The organism is Parabacteroides sp. PFB2-10 (assembly GCF_029893085.1).
Taxonomy (GTDB): Bacteria; Bacteroidota; Bacteroidia; order Bacteroidales; family Tannerellaceae; genus QVMG01.
The window spans coordinates 62,173-78,992 of sequence record NZ_JARXWI010000003.1 but is presented as its reverse complement, the minus strand read 5'-3'; the positions used below and the strand labels follow the sequence as shown (position 1 = coordinate 78,992).

The 16,820-nt window shown below is 47.2% G+C and carries 10 protein-coding genes, 1 pseudogene and 1 riboswitch; of the genes and pseudogenes, 2 read left to right on the top strand and 9 right to left on the bottom strand.

The window, feature by feature from the left end; genetic code table 11:
- Window position 1: 1 nt before the first annotated feature.
- The 3 genes and pseudogenes from M2137_RS03595 to M2137_RS03585 form a co-directional block, all read right to left on the bottom strand.
- A complete protein-coding gene (locus tag M2137_RS03595) occupies window positions 2-2,230 on the bottom strand; it encodes a TonB-dependent receptor (protein WP_280765096.1) in 2,229 nt (742 codons plus the stop codon).
- 82 nt (window positions 2,231-2,312) lie between these two features.
- A riboswitch (TPP riboswitch) is annotated at window positions 2,313-2,413 on the bottom strand.
- A gap of 269 nt (window positions 2,414-2,682) precedes the next feature.
- Window positions 2,683-3,363: pseudogene (locus tag M2137_RS03590) on the bottom strand (RagB/SusD family nutrient uptake outer membrane protein); the annotation flags it as partial.
- Window positions 3,364-3,726: 363 nt separating this feature from the next.
- On the bottom strand, window positions 3,727-4,752 hold the full coding sequence (locus M2137_RS03585; RefSeq protein WP_280765095.1) for a hypothetical protein: 1,026 nt from the start codon (window positions 4,750-4,752) through the stop codon (window positions 3,727-3,729).
- A gap of 115 nt (window positions 4,753-4,867) precedes the next feature.
- Between M2137_RS03585 and M2137_RS03580 the strand changes: the two genes are divergently transcribed.
- Together M2137_RS03580 and M2137_RS03575 are read left to right on the top strand one after the other, a co-directional pair.
- Complete coding sequence (locus M2137_RS03580) at window positions 4,868-6,880, top strand: alpha amylase C-terminal domain-containing protein (RefSeq protein WP_280765094.1); 2,013 nt, start codon at window positions 4,868-4,870, stop codon at window positions 6,878-6,880.
- Window positions 6,881-6,891: 11 nt separating this feature from the next.
- Complete coding sequence (locus tag M2137_RS03575) at window positions 6,892-7,866, top strand: type I phosphomannose isomerase catalytic subunit (RefSeq protein ID WP_280765093.1); 975 nt, start codon at window positions 6,892-6,894, stop codon at window positions 7,864-7,866.
- A gap of 99 nt (window positions 7,867-7,965) precedes the next feature.
- Here the strand turns inward: M2137_RS03575 and M2137_RS03570 are convergent, their stop codons facing one another.
- The 6 genes from M2137_RS03570 to M2137_RS03545 all read right to left on the bottom strand — a co-directional run bounded on the left by M2137_RS03570 (window position 7,966) and on the right by M2137_RS03545 (window position 16,780).
- Window positions 7,966-8,796: a ThuA domain-containing protein gene (locus tag M2137_RS03570; protein WP_280765092.1), complete on the bottom strand. Its 831-nt coding sequence runs from the start codon at window positions 8,794-8,796 to the stop codon at window positions 7,966-7,968.
- Between the two features lie 18 nt (window positions 8,797-8,814).
- Window positions 8,815-10,161, bottom strand: coding sequence for a Gfo/Idh/MocA family oxidoreductase (locus tag M2137_RS03565; protein WP_280765091.1), 1,347 nt, complete (start codon window positions 10,159-10,161; stop codon window positions 8,815-8,817).
- A gap of 38 nt (window positions 10,162-10,199) precedes the next feature.
- Window positions 10,200-11,564, bottom strand: a complete 1,365-nt coding sequence (locus M2137_RS03560; protein WP_280765090.1) for a Gfo/Idh/MocA family oxidoreductase — start codon at window positions 11,562-11,564, stop codon at window positions 10,200-10,202.
- A gap of 123 nt (window positions 11,565-11,687) precedes the next feature.
- A complete protein-coding gene (locus tag M2137_RS03555; RefSeq protein ID WP_280765089.1) occupies window positions 11,688-13,868 on the bottom strand; it encodes a tetratricopeptide repeat protein in 2,181 nt (726 codons plus the stop codon).
- A 201-nt stretch (window positions 13,869-14,069) separates the two neighbouring features.
- The gene (locus M2137_RS03550; RefSeq protein ID WP_280765088.1) at window positions 14,070-15,746 is read right to left on the bottom strand and encodes a S41 family peptidase; all 1,677 of its coding nucleotides are present in this window, start codon (window positions 15,744-15,746) and stop codon (window positions 14,070-14,072) included.
- A 56-nt stretch (window positions 15,747-15,802) separates the two neighbouring features.
- Window positions 15,803-16,780 carry an adenosine kinase gene (locus M2137_RS03545; protein ID WP_280765087.1) on the bottom strand — a complete coding sequence of 326 codons (978 nt, stop codon included), beginning with the start codon at window positions 16,778-16,780 and terminating at the stop codon, window positions 15,803-15,805.
- Window positions 16,781-16,820 lie beyond the last annotated feature (40 nt).

Below are 16,820 nucleotides of genomic sequence, written 5' to 3'. Positions count from 1 at the left end.
ATTAGAATTTAAACGTTACACGCGCCATCGCATGGGTTCCCGCCTGAGTAAATAATCCGTCTTCCGTATAGCGTTCGCCATCGACCATAGCCGAATAGACCCAACCATTGGTTTCATACTTCTCGTTGAACAGGTTATTGATCGTCAGGTCCAATGCAATCTCTTTCATAAATGAAGGAGTAAAGGTGTAACCCACCCGCAGGCTATTCACAAAATAGGGATCGACCGACCGGCTCTTGGCGGAGGTGTTATCCAGGTATTGCCGTCCCACATATTGAGAGGTAAAGCTGGCGGAGAATTTCTTCCAATTGAAATCGAATATGCTATTGGCAATCGTAGCAGGCGAAAAGGCGATATCCGTTGTTCCCAGGTTATTCTCGATCACCTCCTGTCCCGGTACCGGCACCCAGTCGTAACCCACTGTATTAAAGTTTTCCATCACCTCCGTAAAGTTATAGATTTTATTCCGGCTCCATGTCATATTTCCGTTCCAACTCAGCCAATCGGTTATTTTGGCGCCGACTGTGAGTTCGATCCCTGCCCGGTAGCTGTCTTTGATATTTGAGGTCAGGGCTTCCCCGATCTCGCTGATCTTTCCGGTCAGGATCAACTGATTGTTGTAATCCATATAGTAGAGGTTCACTCCCACGTTGAAGCGTGGATGCGCATAGCTATAACCCAGTTCGTAGTCATACAACGTTTCGTGCGTAGGATGTTCGTTCGGTCCCGCTTCGGTGAAGTTATCGCGGTTGGGCTCCCGGTTGGCAATGGCAAACGAGGCAAAGGCATTATGTCCGCCCTTTTGGTAGTTCAACCCCACCTTCGGGTTAAAGAAATCCCAGTGTTTGTCGATATGCACATTGTCGCCTGCTACGTCATCGCTCCCGTCGATCGCGTAATCAATGCCGCGGTATTGCAGGTCGAGATAGCCGTGCAATGTCTGATTTAACCGGTAATTCGCTTTCACATACACATTATAGTCGACCTTATCACCCCGGTTGCGGTAGTATTCATAATCGGGCTGAGGCAGGTTCTGAGCGGTTTTCATCCATATCACCCGCCCGAAGTGGTCGCATACGAAGCGGTTGATCCCGCCACCCAGGGTGGCATGCAGGTTGGTATTCAGGTAATTAATCCCGAATATCCCACCGTAGAAATCACTTTCCAGCCATTTACGGCGCACCAGGTCGCTCTTCTTTACCTCTTTCCCTTCGGAATCGGTGAAAGTCGGCAGTTTGTAGCTACTGAATTTCGCCCCGGCCTTATAGTCTTCATAATAGCCCTCGCCCGGTGTATAGTGGAGTGTGACATTCATATTCCAATAATCACCCATCCGGTGGTTGGCAATCAGGTGATAATGCTGCTGCCAGTAGTTATCCGTCTGGTTGTCGTAATACTTCGTTTGCCCATCCTCTTCATATTCTCCGCAAGGATTGTATGTTCTGTCGGTAGTAAGCATCCCGGAGGGCACCCCGTTCCATGCCTGGTAGGTCGTCTCGCTACTGCCGAAGGTCTGGAACCGGATCAGGGAGTTGTCGGCATAGTAGGAGACCGAAAGGAAATAGGAACTCATCTTGGCCTCGGCCCGGTCGATAAACCCGTCGCTGCGGATATCGGAGTAGCGGGCGTCGATCACAAAGCGATCATATAATAGCCCCGTTCCCCCTTCCACGGTATGCTTGAGTGTGCCAAACGAACCTGCCGACAGCGAGTACTCGGCGTAGGGCTTCAACGAGGCCTTTTGCGTCTGCATGGCCACCGTAGCACCAAAAGCCGCTGCTCCGTTGGTCGAGGTGCCTGCTCCGCGCTGGATCTGGATATTATCGACCGACGAGGCAAAGTCGGGCATATTTACCCAGAACACGCCGTGCGATTCGGCATCGTTCAGCGGCACCCCGTTGACCGTAATATTGATACGGTTTGCATCCGTACCACGGATACGGAATCCGGAATAGCCAATGCCTGTGCCGGCATCGGAAGTCATAATCACGGAGGGTGAGGTAGCGATCAGGTAAGGAATGCCCTGTCCGTCGTTGCGACGCGACAGCTCCTGCTGCGATAGTTCGCTATAGGCAACGGGTGTCTCTTTGGTCGCGCGGGTAGCCGTGACCATCACCTCGTCCAGCGAGATATCTTTAGCAATTTTCAAGGAATCAACCGGATCTATAGCGTATCCGGACATACAACTCGCCAGCACAACCACGGCGATCATAGATAAAACTCTTTTCATTTTTTTCTGCTCTTTTTTAAGTGAAACGAATCAAATGAATAAGAGGAGTGTTGTTTTTGGAAGGATATACCATGAAGCCCGGCCGGCACTTCATTCTTTTCCCTACGACGGCATTACCCGCTTCAGGTTCTATGGGTATAATCTCAGCCTGTGAATTTTTCACAAGCACCCCTGTCTATTCGGCTGCAAAGGAAAAGAAAATAGGTGATAAATCCAACAGATATTATTACTTCTTTTTTATAGTTCATTCGGTAAATGCCTATTTGGGGAGATTAGGTAATGTAATGTTTGAAGGAGATAGGGCAAGGGGAGAGGGCTTTGCATTTCGGTGAAATTCTCCCGCCAAAGTTTCAAAGTTAGGGGTTTTCGAAAAATGGATATATAATACGCAAAAAAAGGCCATTCCCCAACAAGCGGGAACGGCCTTTTAAGAAAGGTGATTTTAGAGTTGCTTATTTCTCTGCTGGCAAATTGGCTTCCGTAGGCCAATAAGGATTTTGATATAGCGGTGACAATTCTACTGATTCATGATCAGACGAAGTCAATAAGAATTGTTTGATAGGAAGCGGCTGCAAATAATGAGCCATCGTCCAGGTATATCCGTCTCTCACAAGATTTCCTGAAGTCATATTTACTTCGTGAGGGCGAATGTATTCACTCAACTGAGGACTTGAAACAACAGCAGAGTTGCTTCCATTATATTGATTCGCCGTAAATTGATAGTGCTCTTCAAAAGGAGTACCCCACAGGTGAATGCCTTCCACATGGTAAGGGCTTGTTTTTAATTGATCAAGCGAACGCCAACGTGTTAAATCCATCCATCTACGACCTTCACCCATCAATTCGCAACGACGTTCGCGACGAATATTAAATAAGGCAGGATCGCTAAGAAGTTGCCCTCCACTATACGCACCCCAGTCTAATGTTTCTTTTGTCATATCTGTAGCGGCAATAGTGACCAAAGGATCGACAGCATTTCCTGCAAAACCAGCAGCTTCACGGATAGCTCTCCAATACTCCAGAATTTTCCCGGAAGAGACATTTTTGCTCAACAGATACTGTGCTTCCATATAGTTCAGCAATGCTTCGGTTGCTCTAAAAGAGATAGCGGCTGTATAACCTTTCCAGTTACCACAAGAGATACAAGAAAAACAGGGAATAATTAGAAGAGTATATTCTCTAAGCATTCCATAACAGGATATGCGAACTTTCAGAAATAACATAAAAAAACCGCTCCCTAAGAACAATTCATACTGAAATGTTAAAATATCGATTGTAAGTAAAACGACCGTTTTGCTTACAAATCCATACGTTAAAAAATGTTTCTCCCGGGAGTTTGTCTCCGAAGTCCCGCTTTTTTGCGCGCAAAGTCCTGCCGAAATTACAAATCGTAAATTCGGGGTTTCGTCGAAAATAGGTGGTTTAACATTTATTCACATATCCATGAAATGTCAAAACCGTTTTTCGCCTTTGTAAAAGATTCGGTAACGGATTTATTAAAGAAGCCCTTTTAGTTTATACATTAACAGATAGTCCTCCGGGTCACCATCGGCTCCCGCACCATAGAGCGTAAAAGTTTCTTCATCGACAGCAAAGCCGGACGGGCGGCGTCCATCGAGGTGGTAACGAGCAACCGGATTGGCATCCATATCAAACACCTCAAGGATTGTTCCACAGGTGTTATAGACATTCTGGTGATCATTCCAGGAAACGCCAAAAAAGAGGGCATAGAAATAGCGTTTACCTATATAGCCGTAGGCATAGCTTTTTTTGGGAGTACCATCGTTTGTCGTATCAGCCGGAGGTTCGTAGTCGAACACCACGCTATGCAACAGGTTGAGCTCTGTATCAAAAAAGTCTATCTGTTTCTTAAATTCATAGCAAAGTATGATACGATTTTCGTTGGCATACACATTGCCGGCGTTGGGATCGGAGAAATAATCCAATAGGTTGGGATCCCGATAGGACCATGATTTCTTTGGTGAGGCATCGTCGAAACCCAACAGATACAGGCTTGGAGCGGCAAACATAGCATCCATCACATACAAAGAATCGTTGATAAAAGCGGCATTCGAGGTGCCATACACAAAGAGGGGGTGCCTACTACCCTTTAATTGGGGTATGCCTGCCTCGTCGAGACTATACCGAAAAACCTGCTCTTTTCCGTAATCCTCAATAAGAAGGTCCGGAAGGGGTGAATAGAACATCCATGGCCCCACAAACTCATCAGGGCCTTCCCCTATCCGGCCGAAAGCATATTTCAGCTCATAACTCGTAAGATCATACACATGAAACAGGCTATCCCGCTGCTTTAAGTCATTCTGAATAATTAAAAAAGGTGGCTTCACCTCTACCCGGAAGGGAGATGTTACCCCTTGCAGGGGCATCAACTCAGGCGTGAGCGTCTCCTCCAAAGGAAAATGGATATCGGAAGTAGTACATGATGTAAACAGGACACCATACAGAAATAGTGTCAAAGGGAATACAAACAGGACTATACGTTTTATGAATCTCTCTTTCATGTTATTGGCAGTATAATTGTTTCTTTCAACAAAGAAACAACTTTTTATTGAACGGGAATGAAAGAAAATCATCCGGTTGGTGTTATATTTGCAGGATAACCAAGAAACAGAAAAGATGGATACATTGAATCTGGTCAAAAACGATCCCTGGCTGAGTCCTTATAAAAGTGCCATAGAGGGACGATATAAATATGTAGGGGCAAAAGAAAAATCCTTGACTAACAACGGTAAACAAACTCTTTCGGAATTCGCTTCCGGTTATCTTTATTTCGGATTGCATAAAACGGCTGACGGCTGGGTGTTCCGTGAATGGGCACCAAATGCGACGGCTATCTACCTCGTTGGCGATTTCAACGGATGGAAAAAAGAAGAGACCTACCGAATGACTCCGCAGGAAGGGGGTACGTGGGAGATATGGCTGGATGCCGATCGATTGCACCATGGCGACCTGTTCAAATTATTGGTGGAATGGGAAGGCGGTCAGGGCGAACGTATTCCGGCCTGGATTCGCCGCGTAGTGCAAGACGAACAGACGAAGATATTCAGCGCGCAGGTATGGGCGCCGGAAAATCCCTATCAGTTTAAGAAAAAAACATTCAAACCCGATACCTCCCCGCTTCTGATCTACGAATGCCATATTGGCATGGGCACCTCGGAAGAGAAGGTGGGCTCATACGATGAGTTTCGCCGGAAGGTGTTGCCACGCATACAGGAAGATGGCTACAATGCGATCCAGATCATGGCCATTCAGGAGCATCCCTACTACGGATCGTTTGGCTATCATGTGAGCAGCTTTTTCGCTGCCTCTTCGCGTTTCGGCACACCGGAAGAATTAAAACAACTGATCGACGAGGCTCACGAGATGGGGATAGCCGTGATTATGGATATCGTGCATAGCCACGCGGTGAAGAATGAGGTCGAAGGACTGGGGCGTTTCGATGGCTCCTACACACAATACTTCCACGCGGGAGCACGCCGGGAACATCCGGCATGGGACTCGCTGGTCTTTGATTATGGCAAAAACGAGGTACTTCATTTCCTATTGTCGAACTGCAAGTTCTGGCTGGAGGAATACAAGTTTGACGGGTTCCGCTTCGACGGTGTCACATCTATGCTTTATTACAGTCATGGATTGGGCGAAGCCTTTATGAATTACGGCGATTACTACAACGGACATCAGGATGGCGATGCCATTGCCTATCTGACGTTAGCCAACAAAGTGATACACGAAGTCAACCCACAGGCCATTACGATTGCCGAAGAGGTGAGCGGTATGCCGGGACTGGCGGCCAAACTGGAAGATGGAGGCTACGGTTTTGATTACCGCATGGCGATGAATATTCCCGATTACTGGATCAAAACGATCAAAGAGAAGAAAGATGAAGACTGGCATCCGTCGTCGATCTGGTGGGAAACGACCAATCGTCGCGCCGATGAGAAAACGATCAGCTACGCGGAGAGCCACGACCAGGCTTTGGTGGGAGATAAAACCATCATCTTCCGGTTGATCGATTCGGAGATGTACTGGCATATGATGGTGGGCGACAGCAATTTCACAGTCGACCGCGGCATGGCTCTGCATAAGATGATCCGTCTGGTCACCGCCTCCACAATGAACGGTGGTTATCTGAACTTTATGGGTAATGAATTCGGGCATCCGGAATGGATTGATTTCCCGCGTGAAGGAAACGGATGGTCGCATAAGTATGCACGCCGCCAGTGGGAATTGGTCGATGACCAAAATCTGAAATACCACTTCCTGGGTGATTTCGACAAGGAGATGCTCCGGGTGATCCGAAGTGTGAAGGACTTTCAGGAAACCCCTATTCAGAAAATATGGGACAGCGATGGCGACCAGACTTTGGCGTATATGCGCAAAGACCTGTTGTTTGTCTTCAATTTCAGCCCGGACAAATCGTTTACCGGTTACGGATTCCTTTGTCCGCAGGGCGAATACGAGGTGATCCTCAACACGGATGATCCCCGCTTTGGCGGCTTTGGCCTGACAGACGACACGATTCATCACCTGACAAACTTCGACCCGCTCTACCGCAAAGAGAAGAAAGAGTGGCTGAAACTGTATCTTCCGGCACGTTCGGGCATGGTATTGAGAAAGATTAATTCATGATATAACAATATATGCTTTATCCGTTTATTTTTAAACCCATATTGAAACCTGTGATATGGGGCGGCTCTATTATTTGCCGTTTTAAGGGGATCACTCCTGTTCAGGAGGGAATAGGCGAAAGTTGGGAGATATCCCATGTGGAGGACAATTACTCCGTTGTGGCAAACGGTGAGCTGGAAGGCCAGTCTTTGGATGAGCTGATTCACACGTATGGCGCCCGCCTGAGCGGACAAAAGGTGATCGACCGGTTTGGAGATACTTTTCCCTTATTGATTAAGTTTATTGATGCGCGTGATGATCTGTCGATCCAGGTACACCCCGACGACGCGTTGGCAATGGAACGTCACCAATCATTCGGCAAAACGGAGATGTGGTATGTCATAAAAGCGGCGCCGGAGGCAAAGCTTTTGTCCGGTTTCTCGCAACCAATCGACCGGGATGAGTATGTAAAAAGAGTGGAAGACAATACACTTATGGATGTATTACAGGCTTACGCAGTAGCTCCCGGTGATGTGTTCTTTCTTCCTGCCGGGCGTGTACATGCCATTGGAGCCGGTTGTTTCATCGCTGAAATCCAACAGACCAGTAATATCACCTACCGTATCTACGACTATAACCGGAAAGATGTGGCAGGGAATGAACGCGAACTGCATACCGCTTTGGCAAAGGATGCGATCGATTACACCTGGTATCCGGACACAAAGACGCACTACAAAGCCACGACCAACGAAACAGTGCCGTTGGCTGAGTGCCCCTATTTCGTAACAAACCTATTGGATTTGGACACGCAAATGCAACGCGAAGTGGCCGCCAATGATTCCTTCTTTATCTATATCTGTATGGAGGGGACGGTGGTTTTGAAAGATAATAACGGCAATGCGTTAACTCTTCATCAGGGACAAACCGCTTTGATCCCGGCAGAAACGGAGTCGGTCACAATTATTCCTTCGCCTCATGCCAAATTGATGGAGACCTATATTCCCTGATCGGTAAGCGATAAGGCAATAAATAACAAAGAAAGACGCGGAAAACACAACCTGGTGTTTTCCGCGTCTTCGCGTTTATCGTAGGAGAATCTCTATTCCTTATTTATAGATAGGTGAGAGCCATTGCTCCGGACCTTTCTCTTTGCTTTCCGCAGCCCAGCGGATACCGCGTTTCATAATCTCCAAAGCTTCGGGCACATCAAAATCTTTTGCCACATGTCCCAGAGAAGAATAGAATACACGTCCCTGACCGTATTGTTTTTTCCAAACCACCGGCATGACTGCTCCGTCGATCCACTCGTTATGATCACCGCTAAAGGTAGTGGTAACCATCACCTTTACATTGGGGTCAACATGCATAAAGTATTGCTCCGACTTCATATCGAAATCCTTTAATCCACGGGTTACCGGATCGTTCTTGTCGATAATGTTCACCCGATAAGGGATCACATTTCCCGGATGAGCGACCCATTGTCCGCCGACCATATACTGATACTCAATATTATTTCGGAAAGAGTCTCCGGTTCCGCCATGCCATCCAGCCAGGCCTATTCCACTTTTCACAGCTTTGAGCAGCGCTCTTTCCTGTCCACGGGAGATAGTACCCTGGGTCCAGTGCTGAATAATCAGATCTACCTTACCCATCAACTCAGCGTCTTCATAACATTCGAGGTTATCAAACTCAAATACTTCGGCGCCTTCCGCTTTCAACCAGGGGATAAAGATGTCGCGGCATTGAATGGGTTCGTGTCCATCCCAACCACCATGCACATAAAGTACCTTTTTGCCTTTCAGGGCATCGGCCGATATTTCCATCACCTCTAACGGTTTATCATTGCCCTCGGCAACTGCTTTAGTCGCTCCCGAACAGCTTAGTAAGAGTGTCATTATTCCTAAAAAGAGGTATGAAAAATTATTATTTACCTTCATAATGATTGCAATTAATGATTATTTCCAATAAGGTAACGTATACGGTTTCCGGTATTCGTACCAATACAAACGGTGAGCTTCCGCCTCTTTATCGTCAATAAAGCGCTGCGTAGCCGGATTCCATTTCACCGGACGTCCCAGTTCATACGCAATATTGAGCAAACAACAAAGGATATTTGTCGAGCTGCCTACCTCTACCGGAGCAATTGGATCTCTCCGTGAGCGTACGCTGTCGATGAAGTCCTGCATGTGAGGAGAACTCATTTCGAATACACCTTCGCCGATTTTCTGTTCCGACTTCTTCAACAAAGAGGAATCCGAACATTCGATATAACCTCTGGCCACCTTGATCCAACCCTTACTGCCAATAAACTGTATGCCTTTAGCATGTTCACTGTCTTCACGGAAAGGCTGTTCGGTCATCACAATGCCGTTACCATATTTCAATGTTGCGTATTTCGTGCCGTTGTATCCTGCGGGGATAAACTCTTCCGGGCCTAAGCCGTCCATGCCTATGGCAGCCTGAGCGATATCGAAGTGGTGCGCACCCCAGTCGCCGGTAAAGCCATTACCTGTTTCACGGTAATAACGCCAAGTAGCCCATTCGCCTTTCTCTCTCAAATCCGGATAGGAGATCTGCGGACACATCGTACTATTGAAATGTACCACCGGACTATTCAACGGGCCGAGCCACTGGTTGAAGTTCATGTGAGGAGGAACCGGCTCTTCTTTCAGATTGAAAGGAGCAGGCGGTTCGCCGATACGCACATAGATCTTGCTGATCGCTCCGATAGCTCCACTGCGTACTAAAGCGATGGCTTGTTGGAATTCCTTGCTTGAACGCTGCTGGCTTCCTACTTGCAGGATGCAGTTGTTGTCGCGTACGGCTTTCACCATCGCCATACTTTCCGTAATGGTATACGAAAGCGGCTTCTGGCAATACACATCTTTTCCTGACTGACAGGAATGAATCACATTCAATGCGTGCCAATGGTCAGGCGTAGCAATGGATATAGCATCGATATCTTTGCGTTCGAGCAATTCTTCGTAGAATTCATATTGGTCGCAACGTTCCGGCATATTGATTGATTTCTGCCATTCGCCCACTACTTTCTTGAAGCGATCTCTCTTGATTGAATCTACATCACATCCGGCAACCACCTGTATTCCCGGACAATTTTTGAAGCTATTGAAGTCAGAAATGCTTTGCCGTCCAAGGCCAATAAACCCTAAGACTACGCGATCGCTTGGAGCCATCCGGACACCATTAATTGTCCAGCTGGGCAAAATAGTCAGACCTGCCAAGCCTAACGCCGACATGCCTAAGAAGTCTCTTCTGGAAACTTTTTTTGATTGGTTTTTCATGAGTAAAATATTTATTTAGATGAATGTTACAAAAACAACTACATAGGTGCGTTAGGCGCTTTCCCCGGAACAGGCGCTTCGCCCTCTTTATAGAATGGAAGGGCACCCATTTCATAGGTTTCCGGTCCATAATAAAGATTGGATGCCATAATCTCATCCCAGGTAATTCCTTTACCGGTATAAGCTGCTTCGCGACCCTGAATAGCTACTTGCGTAGAGTAGGCCAAGTCTTCCGCCTGATTGATTTTCTTGTTCAGACGTATAGATTCTACCAAATGTACATGTTCTTGATCATACGGGTTTTTAACCGGTTTGGCTTCATAATCATATTCCCATAAAATATTTCCGCTGTAGTCGACAATTTTAATATTATTGCGGTCGTTCAACAGAGCAACCCCTTTCGTACCATATACCCGTTCGCAAACATTTCCTTCACAACCGTCTATCTGACGGGCAGTAGCAAGCATCCGTTTGTTGTTGGCATAGTAATAGTCGACACTGAAGAAGTCGAAAATATCACCCGTCAGGCGTTGAGCGCGTCCACCAAAGCCAACTGCTTTTTCAGGACGTTCACCCATAAACCAGGTAACGATGTCGATATTATGGATCGCTTGGTCAAGCAGGTGGTCACCACTCAGCCATTTAATATTGAACCAGTTGCGAATGCAATATTCCATATCGCTCCATTCGGGGCGTTTGCGTTTGTTCCACCAGGCACCCTGATCCCAATGAGCAGAAGCTGATACCAGATCACCGATAATGCCATTCTGCACCTGTACATAAGCTTCCCAATAGTCGCGACGATGGCGGCGTTGATTACCTGTTACAACGGTAAGGCCTTTAGAGGTGGCTACTTTAGCAGCAGCAATCACGGTGCGAATACCCGTTGGGTCTACCGCACAAGGTTTTTCCATAAAGATATGCTTACCGGCTTCTACGGCAGCCTTGAATTGCACAGGGCGGAAATGGGTCGGCGTGCAAAGCAATACCACATCGATTTCGCTCATAGCCAATACCTTCTTATAAGCATCAAAGCCTAAAAAGCAATTAGCATCAGCTACTTCGTTGTTGAATCTTTCTTTTAATACCCTACGGCAACCTGCCATTCTGTCGGGGAACACATCTGCCAACGCAATAATAGAAACGTTGGGACCTGATTTCAGGAATTGAGTAGCGGCACCCGTTCCACGGTCTCCACAACCAACCAAGGCAGCCTTCAAAGGCTTACCGTCGGGGGCAATGTCAACAAAAGAATAGATGCCTAATTCTTCCGGAGTCTTTGCTTTTACGTTTGAACCGGAAGTAGTTTTTCCATCACAAGAAGTTAATGCTAAAGGCGCAACGCCAAGTGGAATACCTGCACCAAGCAAAGCGGTGCCTGCTAGAAAGTCTCGTCTTTTCATGATAATTTTATATTTAACCTTAGAATAAATTCATTAGCTTTCAAATATAAAGAAAAAACGAAACATACACATCCTTTCGGTTGAAATTCATGATATTTTATGAAAAACCAACCTTATTTGGCATCAACTGCCGCTTTCTTCCAGCATATACCTCAGTTGATCGAGCATCAAAGGGATTTCTTTCTCCTCGATGCCGGCAATAAGCAAATCGGGTATATCCTGCTGAAATTGCTCATGGAATTTATGGTAATCGCCTCCCTCCATGCCGATCGCGTTTTTATAATAGACCAACGCGTTCTTGACATGCTGCAATGCCCACTCCGTATGACCGGCATTCAGCCAATCCTGCATGATCGGCTGGGCATCCATGATCTTTTTATAGTAATTGAGTGCCTGATCATAGCGTCCGGTCAGGAATGAACACCAGGCAATTGGCCGCCATGCCTTATGCCCCTTCGTATCTAAGTAGTCCACTTTGAAATAATACTTCAAGGCCTCATCGTATTGACGCATCTCCAGGTAGCAATGACCGATACTCATCTGAACGGAGAGGTCATCGGGCGTTAAGGCTTCACAGCGTTGGAAATAGGAGAGCGCCTTTTCGGGCTGCTTCAACGAACGATAGCATCCCGCGATACGGCGGATCAGCCATTTGCTGCCGGTATGCAACAGGTCGGCGCGCAAATAGGCCTCAAGCGCTTCCGAGAGTTGCCCCATCATTTGCAGACAATAACCTGTTTTCTGGAACAAAATACTGCTTTCAGGATCTCTTTCCGTCAGACGTTTATAGATCACCAACGCGTCGGCGTAGTAGCCTTTGCGCAGGTAATACTCCGCAATGGCAGTCAGACTCTCTCCATCGGATATATAAGGTTGTAAGATCGGTAGGTTATGAAAATCGAGCGTCCAGGTGAATATATCATCAAAGTCCCTTCGTCCCGGATATAGTTTGTAGAAGCGGTAGAGATCCTGAATGTATTGCCCGGTGACAATCTCTATTTTCCCTCGGTTGGTGATGATCTCTTCTTTGTCCTGCTGGATCATTTCGGAGGCCTGCCCGCCAAACTGTTCGAACATCATTTGCCGCTGCGGGTCGGGAAGCTGCATCATACTGAAATAGAGCGAATACTTATCTGAATTACACATAAACGAGGCCATCGCCAGGGTATCCAGCATGGCGTGCCCTTTTTGCTCGTTGCCGATAAAACTTTGCAATGAAGAATGCTCCGGCATAAAAGGCAGGAACCAGTTATTTAGTTCGCGAAAGAAAGGAAAATTCTTTAAATGAACAAAGGTCGAATGCATCACATCGGCTCCTTCCTGTTGCAATTCGCCAAATTCGCGCATCTTCTCTCCCAGTTCGCCATCGTTCATCAGTTCTTCCCATTCGGGATTCATCTCCTCGTTCATCGGTTCGGACGTAAAATCTTTCAGGTTGATTTTGTTTCCCACCTTCGAGCTCAGTTTGATCATCTCGGGAATGATCTCCTCCTGCAATTTGCGGGTGATTTTTTCGGTCTCACGCGCCAGGATAAAACGCAGGGTGATCGTACGGATAGCCGAAGTGAAGCCGGGATTACCTTCCGCCAGCGCTGCCAGACGGTTGCCCACTTCGGGATAAATCTCGATCCGTTTGCGGTAGGTATATAATGTAAGCAATAGCGTAATCAGCCCTCTCACCCGCACCTCTTCATCGGCCGATTCGCTGGCGTCAAACAACAGATCCATTTTTTCCGGATCGAACGACATCTGCAATCCCAGAAAAAGAGCAGACACCACCTGACAACCCACAGAGGAAGGAAGTGACAAATCCGACAAAATAGCACGGATATCAGCCTTTTCTTCCGTTTTCAGGAAGTCCGACAGCCATATTTTCTGGTATAACCGTGCCAATGCAGCCTCGTAAATCGTTTCCTGCCCCACCACTTCACTGCTGCCTTTCAACATCTCATAAAGTTCCCTATAAGACACCGGAGGAGCCAAACGGAATGAGCGTTGTCGGCTGTAGAACGTAAGCGGTGACTCGATAGCCAGTCCTTTATGTCTCACCCGGTCTGCCAATTTATAAGTAGAAGCCAACAGACCATGATAGATATGTTCCTGCATCGGATCTTTGAACCCTTCCATGCGATAACGCAACATATACGAATAGGTCTCCTGCAGTTCGTTCAGCTTATCCAGAAAGCTAAATTCCTGCAAACCGGAAATCATCCCATGCAGAAATACGAAGGCATTTTTCAGTTCTTTATTATCCAGCGAGCCGATAATCCGGTCATACGCCTTGTTTATTTCTTGTAATGTCATATCCCTCTTTTTTGATGTTCTGTTATAAATATAACAAATGATATGCCAAAAGTGTCCGAATGAATGGATTTTATCTAATTGGGTATGATCTAAAGATAGAAGGGGGGCTGCAAGCCTGATTCAACCCAGCCCATGGGCGGACAAAGGAAACCCCATGGGCTGGGTCAACAAGCAAATAAACAAGACAGTTTATATTATCGCTCAAGGATTAGGTGTCGTATGAAGCGTCGATTGGTAAAGCTCCTGATTGTGGAGCACTTCGATCGCTTTGTCTAATACCTTGTCTGTTTTCAGACTTTCCATCACCCGACCCCGTTGGTAATAATACCGGACAACGATTTCCGATGCCAATAGCTTCTTGATCGCTTCTTTGTTGCGGTCGAAGTCGCGTTCCAGATCCGGTGTTAATTTCTCTTCCAGGGTATCAAACAGTGTGGAGTCGTCTTTCAGGTATCCTTCGAATTCTGCAATTTCTTTCAGTTGCTTCAGGGCTTTTGTGCTTTGTTTGTCGTAGCTGAATTCCTTTTCTTTGGCATAAGCTTTTAGGGCTTCAAAGTCTTCGTCGGTCACTTCGAACTCTTCTATAGGAACCATTTTCTTCTGCTTCTGCACCCAGTCGGTTACAAAATCAAACAAGACATAATCACTCATCAGGTAATACATCATCGTAGGCACGTCCTCCGCTTCTACTTCAAAGTCGGGGCGTATGCCACCTCCGTCGCGTACCTCACGTCCGTTCGCCGTATAGAACACGGTTGTCAGGCTATCAGGAATGGCTGCTACGCTTCCGTCTGCCCGGCGGTGGCTGTAATCTAATTGCTGGATGCAACGGCCACTGGGGATATAATAACGGCTGATCGTTACTTTCAGTTTGCCGTCATACGGAAGATCGCGCGTGGACTGCACCAATCCTTTTCCAAACGAACGCTGTCCGACCAATACGGCACGATCCAGATCCTGCATGGCACCCGCCACAATTTCCGACGAAGAGGCCGAGTTCTCATTGATCAATACTGTCAACGGTATAACCGTATCGACCGGTTCAACCGACGTGCGATAAACGCGATCCCACTGTTTGATCTTGCCTTTCGTAGAGATCACTTCGCTTCCTTTGGGCACGAATAAGCCGACAATCTGCACGGCTGCTTCCAATACGCCGCCGCCATTGTCCCGCAGATCCAGGATGAGGGATTTGATATGGTGATTATTCTTCAGGTCTTCGAATGCTGCCTTTACCTCCTGTCCGCTTTTGTCGGTGAATCCGCTCAGGTAGATATACCCCACGTCGCCCGCCTGCACACCATAGTAGGTCACCTGGTTGATAACGATCTGTTTCCGGACAATATCTATCTTGCGGGGTTTCTTTTCACCGGGACGCTGTATGGTCACAGTCATTTTCGTATTGGGAACCCCTTTCAGGAGTTTGCTCACCTCATCATTGTTTGCGTTGGTAACATCGACCGAATCAATGAACAGGAAACGGTCACCCGCCTGCAATCCTGCCAGGGCAGCCGGCATACCTTCATAAGGTTCCGCCACAATGACCCCTTCGCCCTCAGGGCGTTGACGGATCAACGAACCCATACCGCCATATTCTCCGGTGGCCATCAGTTGCAGATTGTCCATATTCTCTTCGGGAATATACTCCGTATAGGGGTCTAATCCACCCAGCATAGCGTTTATGCCGCGGCGAAGGGTCTTTTCTATGTCGACAGAGTCTACATAGAACATCTCCGTCTCTTTGACTAACGCGTTGAATATTTCCAGGTTCTTACTTATCTCAAAACGATTGTCTTTTTGCGCACTTACGGGTGTATAAATCCCACCCAGGATAAACAGAACAAGCACACCCACGAGTGCTTTTGATTGCTTCAACATATTCATTCGGTTCTAATTCGTTTTACGAAGATGTAAAAGTAAGGAATCCGGGCGCTTTAACCCAATATCTCTTTTACTTTTAACTTTATTTCATCCCAATGCATGGTCGGTATTTCAGGACCGATCACATCGATCACATACCCCGAAAGCAGGGAACCGATGCGCGCCGACTGCTCCAGGGTGGCCTGTCGGGTCTGCCCGTACAGGACTCCGGCAGCGAAATGATCGCCTGCGCCTGTCGTATCGAGGGGCTTTCCTCCTTCGGCAGCCACATGGACTACCTGCTCTTTTTGGGCAATCAAAGCTCCTTCTTTTCCCAATGTTACGATGGCGATGTCAACCTGTTTCGCCAATATCCGTATAGCCTCTTCGGGCGGCAGCCCGGTGAAAGCCTCTGCTTCGCTTTCGTTGGAGAAAAGAATATTCACATAGGCCGGAATCAACTCCTCCAACATACCTTTGAAGGCATTGACAATATTGAAATTCGACAAATCCAAGGCCACTTTCAGCCCCAACTGCCGGGCACGTTTCATGATAGAGCGCATCAGCGGTTCGTTCACGATCAGGTAACCCTCTATATAAAGGTAATCATAACCAGCAAGTATCTCGTCTGTTATTTCATCCGGATGGATGGTGGCGCCCGGTCCCAGAAAGGTACCCATTGTGCGTTCGCCGTCGGGCGAGATCAGTACGGTGCAGCTTCCCGATATTCCCTCTGTATGAACAAAATAAGACGATACCCCCGCCTTGTTTACAGCCTGTTCATAATACGCTCCGGTATCGTCGGAACCGATTTTTCCAATAAACCCTGCGCGAGCGCCCAGGTTAGCAAGGGCACGCATGCTGTTACAGGCCGATCCGCCCGGTGTCTGGGTTTTCTCAAAACGCTCCTGGGTTTTGCGAATAGTAATCATCTGCTCTTCGCTGATCATGTCCATAGCCCCTTTTTCAATGCCTACCTGTGGAAGCACTTCGTCGGAGTCAATGCGTAATAATACGTCTACCAAGGCGTTGCCTAATCCAATTATACTCATGAAATATTTTTTCTACAAAGATATTGCATAATTCGAAAAT